The following is an 18,805-nucleotide window of genomic DNA, read 5'->3' on the forward strand; positions in this document are numbered from 1 at the left end:
TAGTCGTGGATCCTCGCACCGGTCTCCCGGTAGTCGGCATGGTGGGCGGCGGCCAGCTCGCCAGGATGACGCATCAGGCCGCGATCGCGCTCGGCCAGTCGCTCCGCGTGCTCGCCGCGGACGAGAACGACGCCGCGGCGCTGGTCGCCGCCGACGTGACGATCGGTCACCACACCGACTTCGAGGCGCTGCTGGCGTTCGCGAAGACGGTCGACGTGCTCACCTTCGACCACGAGCACGTGCCCGGCGAGCACCTGCTCGCGCTGGCGATGAACGACGACACCCCGATCCGTCCCGGGCCGGACTCGCTGGCCTTCGCGCAGAACAAGCTGATCATGCGTGAGCGGCTCTCGGTCGAGGACTACCCGTGCCCGCCGTTCGCCGAAGTGTCCGAAGTGGACGACGTGCTGAAGTTCGGCGCCGAGCACTCGTGGCCGGTGGTGCTCAAGGCGGCCACCGGCGGCTACGACGGCAAGGGCGTCTGGATGCTCGACTCCGACGCCGAGGCGCGCTCGCTCGTGCCGGAGCTGCTGGCCGCGGGCACCCAGCTGATGGTCGAGCGGCGCGTCGAGATGCGCCGGGAGCTGTGCGCGCTCGTGGCCCGCTCGCCGTTCGGCCAGGGCGCGGCGTGGCCGGTCGTGGAGACCGTGCAGAAGGACGGGATCAACACCGAGGTGCTCGCCCCCGCGCCCGGGCTGACCGCGCGGAAGGTCGACGAGGCACAGGATCTCGCGTTGCGCATCGCGAACGCGCTCAACGTCGTCGGCGTGCTCGCGGTCGAGCTGTTCGACACCGACGGCGGACTGGTCATCAACGAGCTCGCGATGCGCCCGCACAACTCCGGCCACTGGACGATGGACGGTTCGCGCACCTCGCAGTTCGAGCAGCATCTGCGGGCCGTGCTGGACTACCCGCTGGGCTCGACCGAGCTGCTGGCGCCGACCGTGATGGCGAACGTGCTCGGCGCGCCGGTCCTGCCGAAGATGGGCTCGGACGAGCGCCTGCACCACCTGTTCGCGCGGTTCCCCGACGCGAAGGTGCACCTCTACGGCAAGGGTGAGCGGCCGGGCCGCAAGCTCGGGCACGTCAACTTCGTCGGCCGCGACATGCCGGAGCTGCGCTCCCGCGCCACCCTGTCCGCGCACTGGCTCTCGCACGCGGAATGGCTCGACGGCCACCAAATCCACTGACCACCCACGGCAAGGAGCGACAGTGACCTCGGCGACCCCCCAGGTGGGCGTGATCATGGGCAGCGACTCGGACTGGCCGGTGCTGGAGGCCGCCGGGCAGGCGCTGGACGAGTTCGGCGTGGCCTACGAGGTCGGCGTCTACTCGGCGCACCGGACCCCGCAGCGGATGCTCGACTACGCCTCGTCCGCCGCGGACCGGGGCCTGAAGGTGATCATCGCCGGGGCCGGCGGCGCGGCACACCTGCCGGGTATGGTCGCCGCGGCGACGGTGCTGCCGGTGATCGGCGTGCCGGTGCCGTTGAAGTACCTGGACGGGATGGACTCGCTGCTGTCGATCGTGCAGATGCCGGCCGGGGTCCCGGTCGCGACGGTCTCCATCGGCGGCGCGCGCAACGCCGGGCTGCTGGCGGTCCGCGTGCTGGCCGCCCACGACCCGGCGCTGCGCGAGCGCATGGCCGCGTTCCAGGCCGACCTGGAGAAGCTGGTGCTCGACAAGGACGCGGCGCTGCGGGAGAAGCTGGGCAGGTAGCGGCCGCCTGCCCGCGGCTCGCCGATCAGTCCAATTGCTTGCGCAGCTCCCGCTTGAGCACCTTGCCCGCCGCCGACACCGGGATCTCGTCGACGAAGTACAGCTCCCGGAGTCGCTTGTAGGGCAACACGTTCTCGTTCACCGCAGCCATCAGCGACTCCTCGGTGACCGCGTCGTCGCCGCGTACGACGAAGGCCACCGGCAGCTCGCCGACGTCCGTCCGCCGGCGGCCGACCACCGCCGCTGAGCGCACGCCGGGCTGCGACATCAGCAGCTCCTCCAGCTCGCGCGGGTACACGTTGTAACCCTTGTACAGCAGCATGTCCTTCTTTCGGTCCACAATGGACAAGTAGCCTTCCTTGTCCAGCACGCCGATGTCCCCGGTGTGCAGCCATCCGTCGACGAGCACGGCGGCCGTCTCCTCGGGCCGGTTGTGGTAGCCGATCATCACCTGCGGGCCCCGGATGCAGACCTCGCCCTGCTCCCCGGTCGGCAGCGGGTCCTCGCCGCCCTCCGCGGGCACGATCTTCACCTCGGTGTCGAACACCGGCACCCCGACCGTGCCCTGTTTCCGCACCCCGGAACGGAATCCGGGCCCGCTCGTGGCGCCCATGGTGACCTCGGTGAGCCCGTAGCCCTCGTTGATCACGGCGTCCGGGAAGCGGCGGGCGAGCGCGCGGATCATCTCGTGCGGCATCGGCGCCGCACCGGACGACAGGGCCCGCACCGAGGAGAGGTCGCGCGTCCGGAAGTCCGGGCACGCCAGCAGCGCCGCGAACAACGCGGGCGCGCCGCCGATCTGCGTGATGCGCAGGCGTTCGCCGTCGGCGAGGTAGCGCACCGGGTCGAACCCGTCCTGCAGCGCGATCGTGCCGCCGGACAGCATCGGCACGTTGAGCCCGCCGATCGTGCCCATCGCGTGGAACCACGGCGTGAGGTTGATGCCGACGCCCGTGCCCAGCCTGGCCGGCCACTCCGCCTCGCCGCCGACCTGGTCCAGCGTCAGGTTCCCGTCCGCGTCCGGCGCCGGCACCGAACCGCTGCCCCAGCACCCGTACTGCAGGGAGTTGACGACGACGTTGCGGTGCGGCAGTTCGACGCCCTTGGACCGCCCGGTGGTGCCGCCGGTGTAAGCCAGGTGCGCGAGCCGGGTGCGGACGTCGATCCGCACGTCCGGGCGGGTTTCGGGCTGTCCGGCGGAAAACTCCTCGAACTCGAGCTGGCCGGGGCCGGGCTCGCCACCGGTGACGACGACGAGCCGCACCTGGGTGTGTTCCCGCACCGCCGCAAGCGCTTGCGCAGCCCGGCCGAAGCTCACCGCCGCGACGGCGCCGGAGTCGGCCAGCTGGGCGGCAAGGTCGGCGGGCGGCAGCAGCGGGTTGGCCGGGGTGAACGTCGCGCCGGCGAGCAGGATCCCGTAGTACGCCACGGGATACGCGAGGCAGTTGGGCGCGTGGATGGCCACCGTGTCGCCGGGACCGATGTCGTGTGCGCGCAGCGCGTTCGCGAACCGGCAGGCGGCGCGGTACACCTCGGCGAAGGTCAGCTGCCGGTCGTGGTGGAGGTAGGCGACGCGGTCGCCCCAGCGGGCGGCCGCCCCGGCGACGATCGCACCGACGGGCAATTCGGGATAGTCGAGCGAACCAGGCACTTCGGCGGGCAAGGTGATCGGCATCACTCCACCATAGGGCGGAAGTGCGGCCAAGGACACAAAGGCAGCAGGTGAACGAGCGCTAACCTGGGAGGGGAATCTTGCGACGCGAGGAGGGGTGACACCGGTGTCTGACGGTCCGGGGCTGTACCAGTTGGCCGAGGAGCACGAGGAGTTGCGTGCCGCGGTGCGTGCGCTGGCGGAGAAGGAGATCGCCCCGTACGCGGCTGATGTGGACGAGCGGGAGCGTTACCCGTCCGAGGCGCGGGACGCGCTGGTCAAGGCCGGTTTCCACGCGGTGCACGTTCCGGAGGAGTACGAGGGTCAGGGTGCGGACGCGGTCGCGGCGTGCATCGTGATCGAGGAGGTCGCGCGGGTGGACGCGTCGGCGTCGTTGATTCCGGCGGTGAACAAGCTGGGTACGCAGCCGATCATCCTCTCGGCGTCGGATGCGGTGAAGAAGCTGGTGTTGCCGGATATCGCGGCCGGGGCGTCGGCCTCGTACGGGCTCTCGGAGCGCGAGGCGGGTTCGGACACCGCGTCGATGCGTACCCGGGCCCGGCTCGAGGGTGATGTGTGGGTTCTCAACGGCACCAAGGCGTGGATCACCAACGCGGGGGAGTCCACCTGGTACACCGTGATGGCGGTGACCGATCCGGACGCGGCGAAGAAGTCGAACGGTATCTCGGCGTTCGCGGTGCACAAGGATGATCCGGGCTTTTCGGTGGGGCCGAAGGAGCGCAAGCTCGGTATCAAGGGTTCGCCGACGCGGGAGATCTACTTCCAGGACTGCACGATCCCGGTGGACCGGATCATCGGTGAGCCCGGCACCGGTCTGAAGACGGCGTTGCGCACGCTGGACCACACCCGCCCGACGATCGGGGCGCAGGCACTGGGCATCGCCCAGGGTGCGCTGGAGGCGGCGGTGGCGTATGTGAAGGACCGCACGCAGTTCGGCACGGCCGTCGCGGAGTTTCAGGGCGTGCAGTTCATGCTGGCCGACATGGGTATGAAGATCGAGGCGGCACGGCACCTGGTGTACGCCTCCGCGGCGGCGACCGAGCGCGGTGACTCGCGGGCGGGTTTCATGGCGTCGGCGGCGAAGGCCTACGCGAGCGATGTGGCGATGTCGGTGACCACCGACGCGGTGCAACTCTTCGGTGCTGCCGGCTACACCCGCGACTTCCCGGTGGAACGCATGATGCGCGACGCGAAGATCACCCAGATCTACGAAGGCACCAACCAGATCCAGCGGATGGTCATGGCAAGGGCACTGCTGAAGGGCTGACCTGGTGGGCGGTTCACGGGCGGCCAGCCCTAGACCGGCCCGCCCTGGTTGGCCACCAGGCTCTTCGGCGCCTGCTCACGCCACGCCGCCTCGACGAGTGACTGCACCCGCTCGGCGTCGACGTTGCGCAGGACGACCTGCAGCCCGAGGAAGCTCCGCCGCGCGTCTTGGCGGCGGACGGCCTCGTACGTCGCCGGGTCATTCGCCGCCGCCTCGGTCGCGTCGTGCTCACTCACGCGGAACACCGCCGTCGTCTCGTCCTTGCCCATGCCCGCGAAGGCCCGGCCCCGCACCTTGAACGCCGGGACGCGGAACCGGAAGTGGCTGGTCTCCTCGACCTCGGGCAGCGCGCTCGCCCAGCGGCGGATGTCGTCCGTGGTGGTCATCGCCTCACGGTATAGCCGCGACCCGGGTGAACGACCACCCATTTCCACACGGCCGGCGTACGGCGGATGCGGCACCCTGGACCCATGGCGAAGGATGCCACCCCCGTCCTGGCGTTCGCGGCGATCGTGCTCGGGATCGTCGCGGCCGCCGCGAACAGCGACGCCTGGTGGTTCCTCGCCGGCCTCATGGCCCTGGTCTTCCTCATCGAGAAGCCCATCGACGCCTGAACTCGCGTACCACCGCTCCGGTCGCCGTCGAGGCGGCGGGCGCGATCGCGTTCATGCTCGGCCTCGCGCTGCCGCTGCCGGGCATCGCTGGACCACCTGCTGTTCTGGTGCGAGCGCGCCTCAGCCCGCGTGACTCCTCAGGCGAGCAGGTCGACCGTCGTGCGCTCGGCGCGCCGGCGGTCGGCCAGTTTCGCCGGGTCGGGGTTCGACACCTGGACCAGGTGCGCGCCGGCGGCGAGCGGGGCGAGGAAGCCGCGCAGCACGCCGTCCGGCACGGTCCATTCCACTGTGGACAACACCCGCTCGCCCGCCGGGAGCTCGGCGGCGCGGGCCTGGGCGAGGACCTCGTCGACGCTCGCTCCCGCCAGCGCGGGGGTGCCGCCGTCGATCGGGACCAGCGGGCTGAACGTGTCGCCGGACAGCCGGGCCTCGCCGAGGTAGTCGAGCGCGCCGTCCGGCGGTGCGCCGGGCAGGCCGCGGCCCATCGGGTCGAGCGCGACCACCGCGGTGGTCCCGGACACCGGCGCACCCGGCGCGACGAACGTCACCCGCGCCCCGTCCGGCTCGCCGACGACGTGGGCGCCGCACCACCACGCGCCCAGCAGCACCCCGGCGGTCTGCCAGTGCGCGGGCAGCGCCACGGCCACGGGATCGCCCGGCTCGACGTCGAACTCGTCGACCAGCCAGTTCGCCGTCTTCGCCGCCCAGTTCGCGACCGTCGCCACGGACAGTTCGACCCGGGTGCCCGCCGCGTCGTCGTAGTGCGTGATCAGCGGGCGCGACGGCGACAGGGGACGCAGGAGGTGTTCGGTCAATGACACGGAACCAACCTAGTTGACGCAGGTGACGCCGTTGATGCTGGACTGCGAGTACGCCGCGGGCGCGACCCCGCCCGCCGCCGCGCCACCGCCACCGGTGTGTCCGGCCAGCCCGGCGATGAACTGCTGCACCGCCTTCGGATCCACCTCGACGATGCTCTGCCCGTCGGGGCTGCGGCCGTTGATGGTGATCACCGGGATCGTCTCGAAGCCCACGTCCCCGGAGGCCAGGCCCTTCGCCTTGTCCGCGAACTGCAGCAGGTCGAAGTCGGGGTCGAGCACCAGCGACCGGTGCAGCGCGTCGGTCAGGCCGCTCAGCTTCCCCGGGTTCGTCAGCACGCCTGCCGAGAGCACCTTGTGCAGCGCCGAGCCGAGGAACACCTGCTGCCGCACGATCCGGTCGAGGTCGCCCCGCGGCAGGTTCTTGCGCTGCCGCACGAACGACAGCGCCTCGCCGCCGGTGACCGTGTGCAGGCCCGCGGAGAAGTCCGCGCCGGAGTCCTTGTCCTCGGTCGCGTGGCTGAGGCACACCTGGACCCCGCCGAGCGCCTCGGTGATGAGGTAGAAGCCGAGCAGGTTCACCTCGGCGTAGTGGTCGATGCGCACCTGCGTGAAGTCCTGGATGGTCTGGACCAGCGCCTTGCGTCCCGCCTGGTCGGAGTCCCGCTCGACCTCGGCCGAGTCGCGCTTGCCCTGGGCGCGCAGCTGCGCCGCGGCCGCCGCCTTGGCCGTGCCGAACACGGAGTTGATCTTCGCCTGGCCGCCGCGCGGCACGTCGAGGTAGGTGTCGCGGGGGATCGAGATCGCCGTCGGCTTCCCGCCGTTCTTCGGCACCCGCAGGATGATCAGCGTGTCGGTGTTGATCGTGCCGCTCTGCTCGGTGCGCAGGGTCTTGAGCATCGACAGCGGCAGCGGGTTGCCCTGCATGTCCGTCCGCGCGTCGACGCCGACGAGCAGGATGTCCTCCACGCCGTCGTCCGCGGGTGGTGCCTTGACGTCAGGCGTGTCGGGCTCGCCGAGGATGTCGGAGGTGTGCAGGTCGCCCTGCACCTGGTGGTACGTCAGGTAGGCGTAGCCGGTCGCCACGAGCGCGACCACCGACAGCAGCACGAGCACGGTTTTGGCCATCCCGCGCGGGATCGACCGCTTCCGCCGCGGCGCCGCCTCGGGCGGCTCCTCGGGCTCTGCCGTCCGGGGATACGGCGTCGGCTTCGGCCTCGTCTCCTCGGCGGTGCCGTCCTCGTCCTCGTCCAACCCCGTGTCTCCCCCTGGTCGCCCCTGCTCCGGTCTCAGGTTAAGGCACCTGCATCAGTTGACGCAGGGGACTTCACCACCCGTGATGGGGGGCGTGACGCTGGAGGTGGGTGAAAGGGGCACGCTGGTCGAAGGCGTGCTCGGCCGTTTGGCGGAACTCCGCGGGGGAGCGGACGGCGACGTGGGCGTGGTCGTCGTCGTGACCGACGTCCTGGCGCCCGGGTCGGCGGTGAGCCCGTCGACGAACTGGTGCACCTGGCCGGGGTCCACCCGCAGCACGTCCGCCCCGCCGATGACCGCCGGGCCGACCACGGGAATGGTCCGGAACTGGATGTTGCCGCTGTTGAGCCCGCGCATCTGGGCGGCGAACTCCGCCAGGTCCCAGTTGTCCGAGAGCACCACCGACTTCTTCACGGCCGTGAGCACGTCGGAGAGCTTCGAGGGGTTCGCCAGCACGTCCCGCGAGAGCACCTTGCGGGCCAGCCCGGACAGGAACGCCTGCTGCCGCGCGATCCGGTCGAGGTCACCGTTGGGCAGGTCGTAGCGCTGGCGCACGAACGCGAGCGCCTGCACGCCCTCGACCGTCTGCGGCCCGCCGTGCAGGTCGACGCCGGACTTGAGCTCGTGCACGGGGGCGTTGAGGCACACGTCGACCCCGCCGAGCGCCTTGGTGACCTCGTAGAAGCTGGACAGGTTCACCTCGGCGTACCGGTCGATCATGCCGGGCTTGCCCATGAAGTTCTCGAGCGTCGCGACGAGGTTCTTGCGGCCGGCGATCTTCGCCTGCCGGTCGGCCTCCGCGACGTCCGTGCCGTGCTGTTGCAGCTGGTGGAACTTGTCGTTGTAGGCGTAGACGAAGGCGCCGTTGAGCTTGTGCTTGCCGTACCCGCCGGCGAGCTCCACCCACGAGTCGCGCGGGAAGGAGATGGCGACCGCGCGCCTGCCGTCCTGCGGGATGTGCACGAGGATCATCGTGTCGGTCTGCTTCTCGCCGTCGGCGTCCCCGGCGTGCAGCATGTCGAGCACCTCGCGCGGCAGGGGGCTGCCCTGGGCGTCGGTGCGGCTGTCCATGCCGACCAGCAGGATGTCGACCGCGCCGTCGAGTGGGACCGCGTGCAGCTGGTTGTCCTCGAACACCTGGCTGGTGGTCAGCCCGCTGTTCGGGTCGCCGATGAACTGCCAGCCGTACCAGGTCAGCACCAGCACGGCGACCGAGACGAGGCTGACGACGGCCTTCCCGCCGCGCAGTGCGAACACGGCGAACCACGGCCGGTGACGCCGCTGCCAAGGGATCGGCGGCGGGGGCCAGCCGATGTCCTCCGCGGCGTCCTGGCGGGTGGCAACCCCGTCGGCCACGCTAGCTCCTCCCGCCCCCATCTTTTGTGAATGCTTTCAGATTACTGTTCCCTCTACTGAGACGTGTGCGGGCTGGGCTACGTTGCCCGGGTTGCGCAAACCGACGTGCGGAAGGCGGGGTGACCATGCGGGTGCTGGTGACCGGGGGAGCGGGTTTCATCGGGTCGCACTACGTGCGGCAGGCGGTGTCGGGTGCCTACCCGGCGCTGGCCGACGCCGAGGTGGTGGTGCTCGACAAGCTGACCTACGCCGGCAACCCGGTCAACCTGGCACCGGTCGCGGACGACCCGCGTTTTCGTTTCGTGCAGGGGGATATCTGCGACGGCGCGCTGGTCTCCGAGCTGATGACCGGGGTCGACCTGGTGGTGCACTTCGCCGCCGAGTCGCATGTGGACCGGTCCATCCTCGGCTCGGCCGACTTCGTGCTGACCAACGTGCTCGGCACGCAGACGCTGCTGCAGGCGGCGCTGGGCGCGGGGGTGGGCAAGTTCGTGCATGTCTCCACCGACGAGGTGTACGGGTCGATCGCCGAGGGCTCGTGGTCGGAGGACCGCGTGCTGGAGCCGAATTCCCCCTACTCGGCCTCGAAGGCGTCCTCGGACCTGCTGGCTCGCGCCTTCCACCGCACCCACGGGCTCCCGGTGTGCGTGACACGGTGCTCGAACAACTACGGGCCGTACCAGTTCCCGGAGAAGGTCATTCCCTTGTTCGTGACGAATCTGCTCGATGGGGCAAAGGTGCCGCTGTACGGGGACGGGCTGAACGTTCGTGACTGGCTGCACGTGGACGATCACTGCCGCGGTATCCAGCTGGTGGCCGACGGCGGCCGCGCGGGCGAGATCTACAACATCGGCGGCGGGACCGAGCTGACCAACCGGGAGCTGACCGAGCGGCTGCTGGCGGCGCTGGGTGCCGGCTGGGACCGGGTCGAGCAGGTGCCCGACCGGCTGGGCCACGACCGGCGGTACTCGGTGGACATCACCAAGATCAGTACCGAGCTGGGTTACCGGGCCGAGGTTCCCTTCGACGAGGGCTTGGCCGACACTGTGCGGTGGTACCGCGAGAACCGCTCGTGGTGGGAGCCGCTCAAGGAGCGCGCCGCGCTGGTGGGGAAGTGAGGTGCCGATGCTGAGTCTGCTGGTGCCCGGCGGGACGGGCCAGCTCGGCCGCGATCTCGCCGCGCTGTCCTCGCCGGAGATCGACGTCGTCGCGCCCGGGTCCGCGGAGCTGGACGTGACGAGCGCGGGCGCCGTGGTCGCCGCGGTCAGCGCGCTGGCGGAGCGGGCCCGCGAGGCCGGCGCCACGCCGCTGGTGATCAACGCGGCCGCCTACACCGCGGTCGACGCGGCGGAGACCGACGAGCGGCGCGCGTTCGCGGTCAACGTGGACGGCCCGCGGGTGCTCGCGGCGGTGTGCTCCTCGCGCCGGGTGCCGCTGGTGCACGTGTCGACGGACTACGTGTTCGCCGGGAACGCGGACCGGCCGTACGAGCCGGAGGACGACCTCGAGCCGCACAGCGCGTACGGCCGGACGAAGGCAGCCGGTGAGGACGCGGTGCTCGGTTCCGGTGCCCAGGCCTGGGTCGTGCGCACGTCCTGGGTCTACGGCGCGAGCGGGTCGAACTTCGTGAAGACCATGGTGCGCCTCGAAGGCGAGCGCGAGACACTGTCCGTGGTGGACGACCAACACGGGGCGCCGACCTGGTCGGCCGACCTCGCCTCGGGGCTGCTGGAGCTCGGCCGGTCCATTGTGGAAGGACACGGTCCGTCCCGGCGCATCCTGCACTGCACGGGCGGCGGCGAGACGACCTGGTTCGGCTTCACCCGCGCGATCTTCGAGGAGCTGGGTGCGGACCCGGAGCGGGTGAAGCCCTGCACGACGGAGGAGTTCCCCCGGCCGGCGCCGCGGCCGGCGTACTCGGTGCTGTCGAACAAGTCGTGGGTGGACGCCGGGCTGACCCCGTTGCGCCCGTGGCGCGATGGCCTCGCGGCCTACTTCGCGGCGGCGCGGCGGTAGGCGGCGACGGTGGCGTCGGCGCAGCGGCGCCAGGTGAACCCCGCCGCGTGCGCCCGGCGTTCCATCGACATCGAGGCGGCGCGCGGTTCGGACACGGCCTCCCGCATCGCGTCGGCGAGCGCCTCGACGTCGCCGTACGGCACGAGGTGCGCGTAGCCGCCGGAGATCTCGCGCAGCGCCGGGATGTCCGTGCACACGACAGGTGCGTCGCACGCCAGCGCTTCGAGCACCGGCAGCCCGAAGCCCTCGTCGCGGGAGGGCAGGACCAGCGCCGACGCGCCCGCGACCACGTTGCGCAGGTCTACTTCGGACAGATAGCCGATGTGCCGGGCCCGGCCGGACACCGTGACCGGCCCGGGGCCCACCAGCACCAGCGGTGGCAGCTCGGGATCCGCTGCGTGGGCCTTCAGCAACCAGTCGAGGCCCTTGCGCGGCCCCGAAGCGCCGACGAACAGCAGGTACTCCGAAGGCAGCCGGAGCCGGTCCCGCATCTCCTTGTTCGGCGGCCGCCCGGTGAACCACGCGGCGTCCACGCCGAGCGGGGTCACCTCGATCTTCTCGCGCGGCGCGTCCAGCCGCTCCGCCACCCTGTCCGCAACGGCGGCCGTCGGGGTGCAGATGACCCGCGCCTGGGCCGCACCCTGCCGCACGAGCTGCGGCAGCTCGCGGTCGCTGGGCGCCAGCTCCTCGGGCGCGTCGAGGAACGCGAGATCGTGGATGGTCAGCACGCCGGCGGCGCGCAGCGACCGGGGCAGCACGAAGTTCGTGCCGTGCACGACGTCCGTCAGCCCGGCGAACAGCTCGATCGGCGGGAACGGCGAACGCAGCCAGGCCTTGCGCAGCAGCCGTGCCGCGACGGGCATGCCGGTGGCGCGGGCGCCGTGCGGCAGCACGTGCCGCAGCCGCCGCCAGCCGCGCAGCGTGAACGCGACCGCCAGAGTGTCCACATCGGACCGCGAGGCCAGCTCCTCGGCCAGCGAGGCGGTGTACCGGCCGATGCCCGTCCGGTTGCCCAGCAGGGGCGTCCCATCGAGCAGGACTCTGAGCGGTCTGTCAGCCACGGCCCCGGGCTACCTTCTTCACCCGGCCCGCGGCACGGCGGACGAGCTCCTTCGGGCCGCCGTCGGCGAGGTACTCCCGCACCAGCGCGAGATCCCGGCGGACGAGTTCCTTGCCCCGCACCGGATCCGAGACCACCAGGTCCGTCGCGCCGGGCAGCCGGTCGGCGGCCGGGCGCGGGTTCCGGCAGTACTCGACGAGCGGCGCGAGCGCCTCCGGCCACGCGTACCGCTGCGCGACCTTCGCGATGCGCTCCTTGCAGGCGGCGGCGAACTCGGTGTCGTACATCGCGCGTTCGAGCGCGTCCGCCAGGGCTTCCTCGTCCTCCGCGGGCACGACGACGCCCAGCCGCTCCTCGCGCACCAGGTCGGCGAACGCGTCGCCGTCGGTGGTGACGATCGGCAGCCCGGCCCACAGGTAGTCCAGCACCCTGGTGCGGAACGCGAAGGTGGTCTCGACGTGCTCGAAGTGCGTGGTGACCCCGCAGTCCGCGTCGAGCAGCCAGTTCTGCCGCTCGCTGTAGGGCACCCAGTGCTCGTTGAAGAACACGTGCTTGCCGGTCAGGCCGAGCCGGTCGGCCAGCCGCATCGTCCGGGCGCCGATGTCCATCTCGGCGACCTCGGGGTTGGGATGCTTCATCCCCAGGAACACCAGCCGCACGTCCGGCTGCCGCCCGCGCAGCCGGTCGATCGCGCCGACCAGGGTCAGCGGGTCGAACCAGCTGTACACCCCGCCCGCCCACAGCACGACGTGGTCGGTCTCGTCGACGCCGTCCAGCTGGGCACGCAGGCCGGGCCCGGTGCGCACCGGCGGCTCGGCCGAGAGCCCGAACGGGACGACGGCGAGCAGGGACTGCGTGGTCGGGTCGGCGTCGTACAGCCGAGGGGTCAGCCGGCCGAGCGCGGCGAGGTGGCCGAGCCAGAAGTGCCGCTGCCGCTGCGAGGCGCACAGGAAGAAGTCACCGCGCTCCAGTTGCGCGTCGAGCACCTTCGTGACGCCGATCAGGTCCGCCGCGCGCTTGTCGTCCGGCGCGCTCTTGCTCTGTTCGAGCAGCTCCAGGTGCATCGGGTCGTAGAGGTCGCAGACCACCAGCTTCCTCGAGTGCTCGGCCTTGAGCGCGGGCGCCATCTCGAGCACGTGGCCCTGCAGGATGACGATGTCGGCCCACTCGATCGGCTCGGTGAGGTCGCGCTTGCGGGCCGCGCTGACCGGGAACGGCGCGGGCGGCGGCGCGGCCAGCGGGTTGACCGTGACCAGCCGGACGTCGTGCTCGGGGGCGAGGATGGTGGCGATGTTCCAGGCGCGGATCGCGGGGCCCGCCATCCGGTCGGTGATCGCGTCGCCGGTGATCACCAGTACCTTGCGCCGCTGTCCGAAGACGCTCTCGATGCCGAACGCCTCGACCAGTACCTCGTGCGCGGCGAGGTAGCGCGGCAACGGGTACGCCGGCTCCAGTGCCTTGCGCAGCAAGGGGATCAGGTCGGCGTCGGTGCGCACCCGGGCGGCCTGCTCGATCTTGCGGGACTCGGCGAGCGAGGGCAGCAGCTCGACGAACTGGTCGACCGCCAGCACGCCCGCGAGCGTGGTCCGGGGGATCTCGACCGGGCCGGTCTCGACCGGGCCGACCCCGTGCGCCAGGTCGAGCTGGGTCGCGTCCAGCTCGCCGCGCGCGGTGGCGCGGCGGATCGCCAGCGCGAGCGCCGCGGGCAGCACCTTCGCCAGCGTCTCGTCGGAGACGTTCTTGTACAGCGCGGCGAGCGCGTTGCGCTCCAGCAGGAAGGTCTCCCGGCCGGTCTCGGGAGCGTCCACTTCGGACATCGTGGCGTGGTGGCGGTGGTAGGCGATCGACTCGGGCACGTAGCGCACGCGCCAGCCGCGCAGGTTGAGCCGCCAGCCCAGGTCGACGTCCTCGTAGAACATGAAGAACCGCTCGTCGAACCCGTCCAGCTCGGCGAACACCCCGGCCCGCACGAACATCGCCGAGCCGGTCGCGAACAGCACGTCCTTGGCGTTCTCGTGCTCCGCCGCGGGCAGCCCGGCCAGCGGGCCGCCCGCGTGCCGCTTGTAGCCCATGCCGAACCAGGTCAGGCCCGCGTCCACGAAGTCGACGCCCGTGCCGTCCCAGTCCAGGACCTTGCTGGCGACGGCGGCGACGGTCGGGTCGGCGGTCAGCGCGCCGACGGCCGCCCGTGCCCAGCTCGCGTCCGGGCGGGCGTCGTTGTTCAGGAACGCCAGCACGCTGCCGCGCGCGTGCCGGGCGCCGAGGTTGCAGCCGCCCGCGAAACCGAGGTTCTCGGCCGATTCGACGAGCTTCACGTCCGGCGCCGCGGCCTTGATCCGGGCGACGTCGTCCCCGCCGGAGGCGTTGTCGACGCAGATGACCTCGAGCCGCGGGTAGTCCAGGTCGCCGGCCAGCGCACGCAGGCAGGTGATCGTGTCCGCCGCGCCGCGGTAGTTCACGACGATCACCGAGACCAGCGGTAAGGGCGTTTCCCCCTGCGTCAACGCGTGACCTCCTGCTCAGCGGATGGGCCGAAGCTTACTGGGTGTCCAGTTCCGCCAGATCTGCCCTCGTCCCACGGTCGAGCGCCGGGTGATGGCCCGGCGTGCGCGCAGCGTGGCGGGCAGCCGGAGGACGACCTCGGCCAGTACCCGGCAGCGCAGCGCCGGGGAGAAGTTGGCGGCGTCGGGCACCTGCCCGCGCAGCGGCAACACGGCGGTTATCGCGGCGAACCGCGCCAGTTCGCGGACGGCGACCGCGGCGGGCGCGCAGCGCAGGAGGGTCAGCAGGCGGTTGCGCTCGTTCCAGAGGTGGAACCGCCGCGAGCCCGGTCGCGTGCTCACGCCGTGACGGTGAGTCACCCGCGCCTCGGGGACGGCCACGATGTAGTGTCCCGCGAGCCGGAGCCGCCACGCGGTGTCGGTGTCCTCGTAGTAACAGAAGAAGCTCGCGGGGACGCCGCCGATCGCACGGAGGACCTCGGTGCGCAGGAGCGCCGCGCCGCCGCAGAAGCCGAACACCGGCGTGTCGAGCGCGTCCGCGCCGTAGCCGTCTGCGGTGAGCCGGACGCCCAGCGACTGCGGCGACCCGTCGGGCCGGTCGAGCCGCGCGCTCGCGGCCGCCGCGCTGCCGAGCGCGTCCTCCAGGGTGCCCAGCCAGGCCGGGTCCGGCGCCGCGTCGTCGTTGAGCCAGGCCATCAGCGGGGTGTCCACAAGCGACAGCGCCGCCGCCATCGCGCCGGCGTAGCCGCGGTTGCGGGAAAGGCGCACGACCTGCGGCTTCGCCGGATGCGCCGCGAGCAGGCCTGCCGTGCCGTCGTCGGACGCGTTGTCCACCACGAGCGTCCGATGTGGACGATCCTGGGCGGCGAGGGCGTCGAGACAGGCGGTGATGTGCTCGGCCCCGCGCCAGGTGACGACCACCACCGTCGAGCTGACCTCGGTCACGGCGAGCACAATACGGCTCGTGCCGGAACTCGTGGTCATCGCCGAGCAGCTGCTCGCGCCCGTGCCGGGTGGCACCGGCCGCTACACCGCCGAGCTGCTGCGCGCGCTGGCCGCGACCGCGCCCCCGGGCTGGGAGGTCACCGGTGTCGTCGCCCGGCACGCCGAGCAGCGGCTGGACGGGGTGCGGATGCTGCCCCTGCCGCCGCGCGCGCTGATCGCGGCCTGGCAGCTGGGGCTGCCCTACTGGCCCGGTGGCGACGCCGTGCACGCGCCGACCCCGCTCGCCCCGCCGCGCGGCCCGGTCTCGGTGACCGTGCACGACACGGTGCCGTGGACCCATCCGGAGACGCTGACCCCGCGCGGGGTCTCCTGGCATCGGAAGATGATCGGCCGGGCGGCGCAGCGGGCTCGCGGGCTGGTCGTGCCGACCCGGGCCGTGGCCGACGACCTGCGCCGGCGGGTGCCGGTGCGGGTGCCCGTGCACATCGCCGGGCACGGCGTGGCGCCCGCTCTTTCGGCCGGTGCGGAGGTCGCCGACCTGCCAAAACGTTACGTACTGGCGGTCGGCACGCTCGAACCGCGCAAGGGTGTCGACGTGCTGCTGGACGCGATGACGGAGCTGGACGTGCCGCTCGTGCTGGTCGGCCAGCCCGGCTGGGGCGGTGTGGACCCGCGGCGGGACGGGGTCGACGTCCGCGTGCTGGGCAGGGTTTCGGACGGGGAGCTGGCGACCGTGTTGCGCGGGGCCGACGTGCTCGCGGCCCCGAGTCTCGCCGAGGGCTTCGGCCTGCCTGTTCTCGAGGCGATGGCATCGGGGGTGCCGGTCGTGCACTCGGACGCACCCGCGCTCGTGGAGGTCGCGGGGGGTGCCGGCGTCTGCGTCCCACGCGGGGACGCGCGGGCGCTCGCGGCGGGATTGCGGGAGGTGCTGTCCTCGCCGGAACGGGCGTCGGGGCTGGTCGCGGTGGGTAGGGCGCGGGCGGCGGAGTTCTCCTGGGAGCGTGCCGCGGAGGCCGTCTGGAGTATTCACGAACGGTCCGGATTGTGAGTTCCTGACCAAACGGACTTCGATCGGTCGTACTCTGCACGGGTGGGAATAGGCGAACCGAGCGTCCTGATCGATGCCACCGCCGTGCCCGCGGACCGCGGTGGGGTCGGTCGCTATGTCGATTCGCTCGCACAGGCGCTGGACGCCGACGGCGCGCCGGTCAGCGTGGTCTGCCAGCCGCGGGACGTGGCGTTGTACGCCCGGCTCGCGCCCCACTCGCGGATCGTGCCTGCCGGGCCGTCGACGGTCACCAGGACCGCGCGGCTGGCGTGGGAGCAGACCACGCTGCCGATGCTCGCCCGGCGGCTGAACGTGCAGGTCGTGCACTCGCCGCACTACACGATGCCGCTCGCCGGCCCGGCCGCGTCCGTGGTCACCCTGCACGACGCGACGTTCTTCACCGACGCGGTGCTGCACTCGTCGGTCAAGGCACGGTTCTTCCGCGGCTGGACGGTGACGGCGCTGCGCCGCGCGACGATGTGCGTGGTGCCGAGCCAGGCGACGGCGAACGAGCTGACCCGCGTGACGCGGGCCCGGCCGCGGGCGCTGGAGATCATCGAGCACGGGGTGGACGTGGAGCGGTTCCACCCGCCGTCGCCCGCCGAGGTCCGGGCGGCGCGCGCGGTGATCGGTCTGGAGTCGACGCCGTACGTCGCGTTCCTGGGGGCGCTGGAGCCGCGCAAGAACGTGCCGGCCCTGATCCGGGGGTTCGCGAAGGCGGTCGAACACCGGCCGAACCCGCCGGCGCTGGTGCTCGCGGGTCAGCCGGGCTGGGACACGCAGGTGGAGAAGGCACTGGACGCGGCGCCGCTGCGGCTGCGGGTGATCCGGGCGGGTTACCTGCCGTTCGAGACGCTGGCGGGTTTCCTGGGCGGGGCGGAGCTGGTGGCGTATCCGAGCCTGGGGGAGGGCTTCGGCCTGCCGGTGCTGGAGGCCATGGCGTGCGGCGCGTGCGTGCTGACCACGCGGCGGCTGTCCCTGCCGGAAGTCGGCGGGGACGCGGTCGCCTACTGCGGCGTCGGAGCCGGCGACGTGGCGGCGGCCCTGTCGGAGCTGCTGGACGCCCCCGCCCGCCGTGCCACGCTCGCCGAAGCGGCCCAACGGCGGGCGAAGGAGTTCTCGTGGGCCACCAGCGCCGAGCGTCATCGCGAGGCGTACGGGAAGGCATGGCTGGCCTACCGGCGTCGGTGATCGTCGCCGCCTGCGCCGCGCCACGGGGTGACCCCACCTGCTCACCGCCACGCTGCGCGAACCCGGCACAATGGCCCGGGTGACCGAGCCGACACGTTATGGCGACGGCGTGGCCGTGGTCGTGGTGACCTACTTCCCCGGCGATGACCTGGCCCGTTTCCTCGACACGCTCGAGAAGGCGTCCACCCGCGACGTCCGCGTGGTCCTCGCCGACAACGACTCCACCGACGACGAAGCGCTCGACCGCGCCGCCGAGCGGGAGAACGTCCACCTGCTGCGCATCGGCGAGAACCTCGGCTACGGCGGCGGCGCGAACCGGGGCGTGGCGGAGCTCGACGACAGCTACGGCTGGGTCGTCGTCGCCAACCCGGACCTCGAATGGGAGCCCGGCTCCCTCGACGTGCTCCTCGACGCCGCCCGGCGCTGGCCCCGCGGCGGCGCGTTCGGCCCGCTCATCCGCGAACCCGACGGCACCGTCTACCCCTCGGCCCGCCTGCTGCCGTCACTCGGCCGCGGGATCGGGCACGCCGTGTTCGCCAAGGTCTGGCCCGCCAACCCGTGGACCCGTGCCTACCGCCAGGAACGCGCCCCCGAGGAACGCGTCTCCGGCTGGCTTTCCGGCTCCTGCCAGCTCTTCCGCCGCGAGGCGTTCGACTCCGTGCGGGGCTTCGACTCGCGGTACTTCATGTACTTCGAGGACGTCGACCTCGGCGACCGCATCGGCCGCGCCGGCTGGCAGAACGTCTACGTGCCCTCCGCCGCGGTAACGCACATCGGCGGCAAGGCGACTTCCCGGGCGCCGAAGAAGATGCTGGCCGCGCACCACGAAAGCGCGTACCGCTACCTCGCCGACCGCCACCGCGGGCCGGCCTGGAAGCCGGTGCTCGCGGCGATCAAGCTCGGGCTCGCCGCGCGCCTCAAGCTCGAGACGCGCGGCCGGTAGGGAAGTCAGAGACCTTCGAGACGGCGGGAAAGGTCGGAACGACCGGTGCTCTTCGTGGTGGTGGGGATGAGGCCGCCGACCTCTTGCTCGTCGGGTTCCGGCGCGACCGGCGCCATCCCGACGCGGGTGCCCGGCTTCGCCTCCAGGCTGCCCTGCACCGCGTCGATCACCGAGGACGGCACGACGGCCGTGGTGTCGGGATCGTCCTCGTGGTCGATCCTGTCGACCACCGACCGGGGGATCTGTTGGGTGTTCGACGCGTCCATCGGCGACTTGGCGTCTTCGGGCGTCACCACGAACGCGCCGCGCGCCCGTGCCCGGGCCAGCAATGCGTCCGCTCGCTCGCGGGGGTCCATCCCCTCGGCCTCCCGACTCGACCCGAGGCCCTCTCCGACCGGGGC

Annotated in this window: 18 protein-coding genes; 9 read left to right on the top strand and 9 right to left on the bottom strand. The window is 72.1% G+C overall.

Annotated elements, in window-relative coordinates; all coding sequences use genetic code 11:
* Nucleotides 1-5 precede the first annotated feature (5 nt).
* The gene (locus LWP59_RS04360) at nt 6-1,190 is read left to right on the top strand and encodes a 5-(carboxyamino)imidazole ribonucleotide synthase (protein WP_144643367.1); all 1,185 of its coding nucleotides are present in this window, start codon (nt 6-8) and stop codon (nt 1,188-1,190) included.
* A gap of 22 nt (nt 1,191-1,212) precedes the next feature.
* Nucleotides 1,213-1,719 (top strand): 5-(carboxyamino)imidazole ribonucleotide mutase, encoded by a 507-nt coding sequence (gene purE, locus LWP59_RS04365; RefSeq protein ID WP_267903831.1) that lies wholly within the window; start codon nt 1,213-1,215, stop codon nt 1,717-1,719.
* 25 nt (nt 1,720-1,744) lie between these two features.
* On the opposite strand, the gene LWP59_RS04370 is transcribed toward purE, so the two are convergent.
* Complete coding sequence (locus LWP59_RS04370) at nt 1,745-3,394, bottom strand: class I adenylate-forming enzyme family protein (protein ID WP_144643366.1); 1,650 nt, start codon at nt 3,392-3,394, stop codon at nt 1,745-1,747.
* 94 nt (nt 3,395-3,488) lie between these two features.
* On the opposite strand from LWP59_RS04370, the gene LWP59_RS04375 reads away from it, so the two are divergent.
* Nucleotides 3,489-4,658 carry an acyl-CoA dehydrogenase family protein gene (locus tag LWP59_RS04375; RefSeq protein ID WP_186383482.1) on the top strand — a complete coding sequence of 390 codons (1,170 nt, stop codon included), beginning with the start codon at nt 3,489-3,491 and terminating at the stop codon, nt 4,656-4,658.
* Nucleotides 4,659-4,687: 29 nt separating this feature from the next.
* On the opposite strand, the gene LWP59_RS04380 is transcribed toward LWP59_RS04375, so the two are convergent.
* A complete protein-coding gene (locus LWP59_RS04380; RefSeq protein WP_186383481.1) occupies nt 4,688-5,044 on the bottom strand; it encodes an MmcQ/YjbR family DNA-binding protein in 357 nt (118 codons plus the stop codon).
* A gap of 84 nt (nt 5,045-5,128) precedes the next feature.
* On the opposite strand from LWP59_RS04380, the gene LWP59_RS04385 reads away from it, so the two are divergent.
* On the top strand, nt 5,129-5,272 hold the full coding sequence (locus LWP59_RS04385) for a hypothetical protein (RefSeq protein ID WP_186383480.1): 144 nt from the start codon (nt 5,129-5,131) through the stop codon (nt 5,270-5,272).
* 137 nt (nt 5,273-5,409) lie between these two features.
* Here the strand turns inward: LWP59_RS04385 and LWP59_RS04390 are convergent, their stop codons facing one another.
* Genes LWP59_RS04390 through LWP59_RS04400 form a run of 3 tightly spaced genes read right to left on the bottom strand, consistent with a single transcriptional unit; the run spans nt 5,410 to nt 8,700 of the window.
* Nucleotides 5,410-6,093: a TIGR03089 family protein gene (locus LWP59_RS04390; protein ID WP_144643363.1), complete on the bottom strand. Its 684-nt coding sequence runs from the start codon at nt 6,091-6,093 to the stop codon at nt 5,410-5,412.
* Between the two features lie 9 nt (nt 6,094-6,102).
* A complete protein-coding gene (locus LWP59_RS04395) occupies nt 6,103-7,344 on the bottom strand; it encodes an LCP family protein (RefSeq protein WP_229858145.1) in 1,242 nt (413 codons plus the stop codon).
* Between the two features lie 54 nt (nt 7,345-7,398).
* Nucleotides 7,399-8,700 (bottom strand): LCP family protein, encoded by a 1,302-nt coding sequence (locus LWP59_RS04400; RefSeq protein WP_233459073.1) that lies wholly within the window; start codon nt 8,698-8,700, stop codon nt 7,399-7,401.
* Between the two features lie 125 nt (nt 8,701-8,825).
* On the opposite strand from LWP59_RS04400, the gene rfbB reads away from it, so the two are divergent.
* Together rfbB and rfbD are read left to right on the top strand one after the other, a co-directional pair.
* Nucleotides 8,826-9,818, top strand: a complete 993-nt coding sequence (gene rfbB, locus LWP59_RS04405; RefSeq protein ID WP_144643376.1) for a dTDP-glucose 4,6-dehydratase — start codon at nt 8,826-8,828, stop codon at nt 9,816-9,818.
* Between the two features lie 7 nt (nt 9,819-9,825).
* On the top strand, nt 9,826-10,716 hold the full coding sequence (gene rfbD / locus LWP59_RS04410; protein ID WP_186383484.1) for a dTDP-4-dehydrorhamnose reductase: 891 nt from the start codon (nt 9,826-9,828) through the stop codon (nt 10,714-10,716).
* On the opposite strand, the gene LWP59_RS04415 is transcribed toward rfbD, so the two are convergent.
* The 3 genes from LWP59_RS04415 to LWP59_RS04425 are packed head-to-tail and all read right to left on the bottom strand — an operon-like array spanning nt 10,692 to nt 15,261.
* Entirely contained in the window at nt 10,692-11,777 is a 1,086-nt protein-coding gene (locus LWP59_RS04415; RefSeq protein ID WP_144643360.1) for a glycosyltransferase family 4 protein, read from the bottom strand. The two genes, rfbD and LWP59_RS04415, sit on opposite strands and share 25 nt — an antisense overlap.
* A complete protein-coding gene (locus LWP59_RS04420; RefSeq protein ID WP_144643359.1) occupies nt 11,770-14,280 on the bottom strand; it encodes a glycosyltransferase in 2,511 nt (836 codons plus the stop codon). Before LWP59_RS04420 ends, LWP59_RS04415 begins: the two co-directional genes overlap by 8 nt.
* A 15-nt stretch (nt 14,281-14,295) precedes the next feature.
* Nucleotides 14,296-15,261 (bottom strand): glycosyltransferase family 2 protein, encoded by a 966-nt coding sequence (locus LWP59_RS04425; protein WP_144643358.1) that lies wholly within the window; start codon nt 15,259-15,261, stop codon nt 14,296-14,298.
* On the opposite strand from LWP59_RS04425, the gene LWP59_RS04430 reads away from it, so the two are divergent.
* The 3 genes from LWP59_RS04430 to LWP59_RS04440 all read left to right on the top strand — a co-directional run bounded on the left by LWP59_RS04430 (nt 15,242) and on the right by LWP59_RS04440 (nt 18,404).
* Nucleotides 15,242-16,270: a glycosyltransferase family 4 protein gene (locus LWP59_RS04430; RefSeq protein ID WP_144643357.1), complete on the top strand. Its 1,029-nt coding sequence runs from the start codon at nt 15,242-15,244 to the stop codon at nt 16,268-16,270. The two genes, LWP59_RS04425 and LWP59_RS04430, sit on opposite strands and share 20 nt — an antisense overlap.
* A 48-nt stretch (nt 16,271-16,318) precedes the next feature.
* On the top strand, nt 16,319-17,461 hold the full coding sequence (locus LWP59_RS04435) for a glycosyltransferase family 4 protein (protein ID WP_144643375.1): 1,143 nt from the start codon (nt 16,319-16,321) through the stop codon (nt 17,459-17,461).
* Between the two features lie 70 nt (nt 17,462-17,531).
* Nucleotides 17,532-18,404 (top strand): glycosyltransferase family 2 protein, encoded by an 873-nt coding sequence (locus LWP59_RS04440; RefSeq protein ID WP_144643356.1) that lies wholly within the window; start codon nt 17,532-17,534, stop codon nt 18,402-18,404.
* Between the two features lie 5 nt (nt 18,405-18,409).
* On the opposite strand, the gene LWP59_RS04445 is transcribed toward LWP59_RS04440, so the two are convergent.
* Nucleotides 18,410-18,760 carry a hypothetical protein gene (locus LWP59_RS04445; RefSeq protein ID WP_186383479.1) on the bottom strand — a complete coding sequence of 117 codons (351 nt, stop codon included), beginning with the start codon at nt 18,758-18,760 and terminating at the stop codon, nt 18,410-18,412.
* Between the last annotated feature and the right edge of the window lie 45 nt (nt 18,761-18,805).

Source organism: Amycolatopsis acidiphila, assembly GCF_021391495.1.
In the GTDB taxonomy this organism is placed as follows: Bacteria; Actinomycetota; Actinomycetes; order Mycobacteriales; family Pseudonocardiaceae; genus Amycolatopsis_E; species Amycolatopsis_E acidiphila.

What these genes read in the sequence shown, in the direction of transcription:
- LWP59_RS04425 (WP_144643358.1), bottom strand. Translation starts at nt 15,261, where the DNA reads ATGACCACGAGTTCCGGCACGAGCCGTATTGTGCTCGCCGTGACCGAG.
- LWP59_RS04385 (WP_186383480.1), top strand. Translation starts at nt 5,129, where the DNA reads ATGGCGAAGGATGCCACCCCCGTCCTGGCGTTCGCGGCGATCGTGCTC.
- LWP59_RS04445 (WP_186383479.1), bottom strand. Translation starts at nt 18,760, where the DNA reads ATGGACCCCCGCGAGCGAGCGGACGCATTGCTGGCCCGGGCACGGGCG.
- rfbD (WP_186383484.1), top strand. Translation starts at nt 9,826, where the DNA reads ATGCTGAGTCTGCTGGTGCCCGGCGGGACGGGCCAGCTCGGCCGCGAT.
- LWP59_RS04380 (WP_186383481.1), bottom strand. Translation starts at nt 5,044, where the DNA reads ATGACCACCACGGACGACATCCGCCGCTGGGCGAGCGCGCTGCCCGAG.
- LWP59_RS04370 (WP_144643366.1), bottom strand. Translation starts at nt 3,394, where the DNA reads ATGCCGATCACCTTGCCCGCCGAAGTGCCTGGTTCGCTCGACTATCCC.
- LWP59_RS04440 (WP_144643356.1), top strand. Translation starts at nt 17,532, where the DNA reads ATGGCCCGGGTGACCGAGCCGACACGTTATGGCGACGGCGTGGCCGTG.
- rfbB (WP_144643376.1), top strand. Translation starts at nt 8,826, where the DNA reads ATGCGGGTGCTGGTGACCGGGGGAGCGGGTTTCATCGGGTCGCACTAC.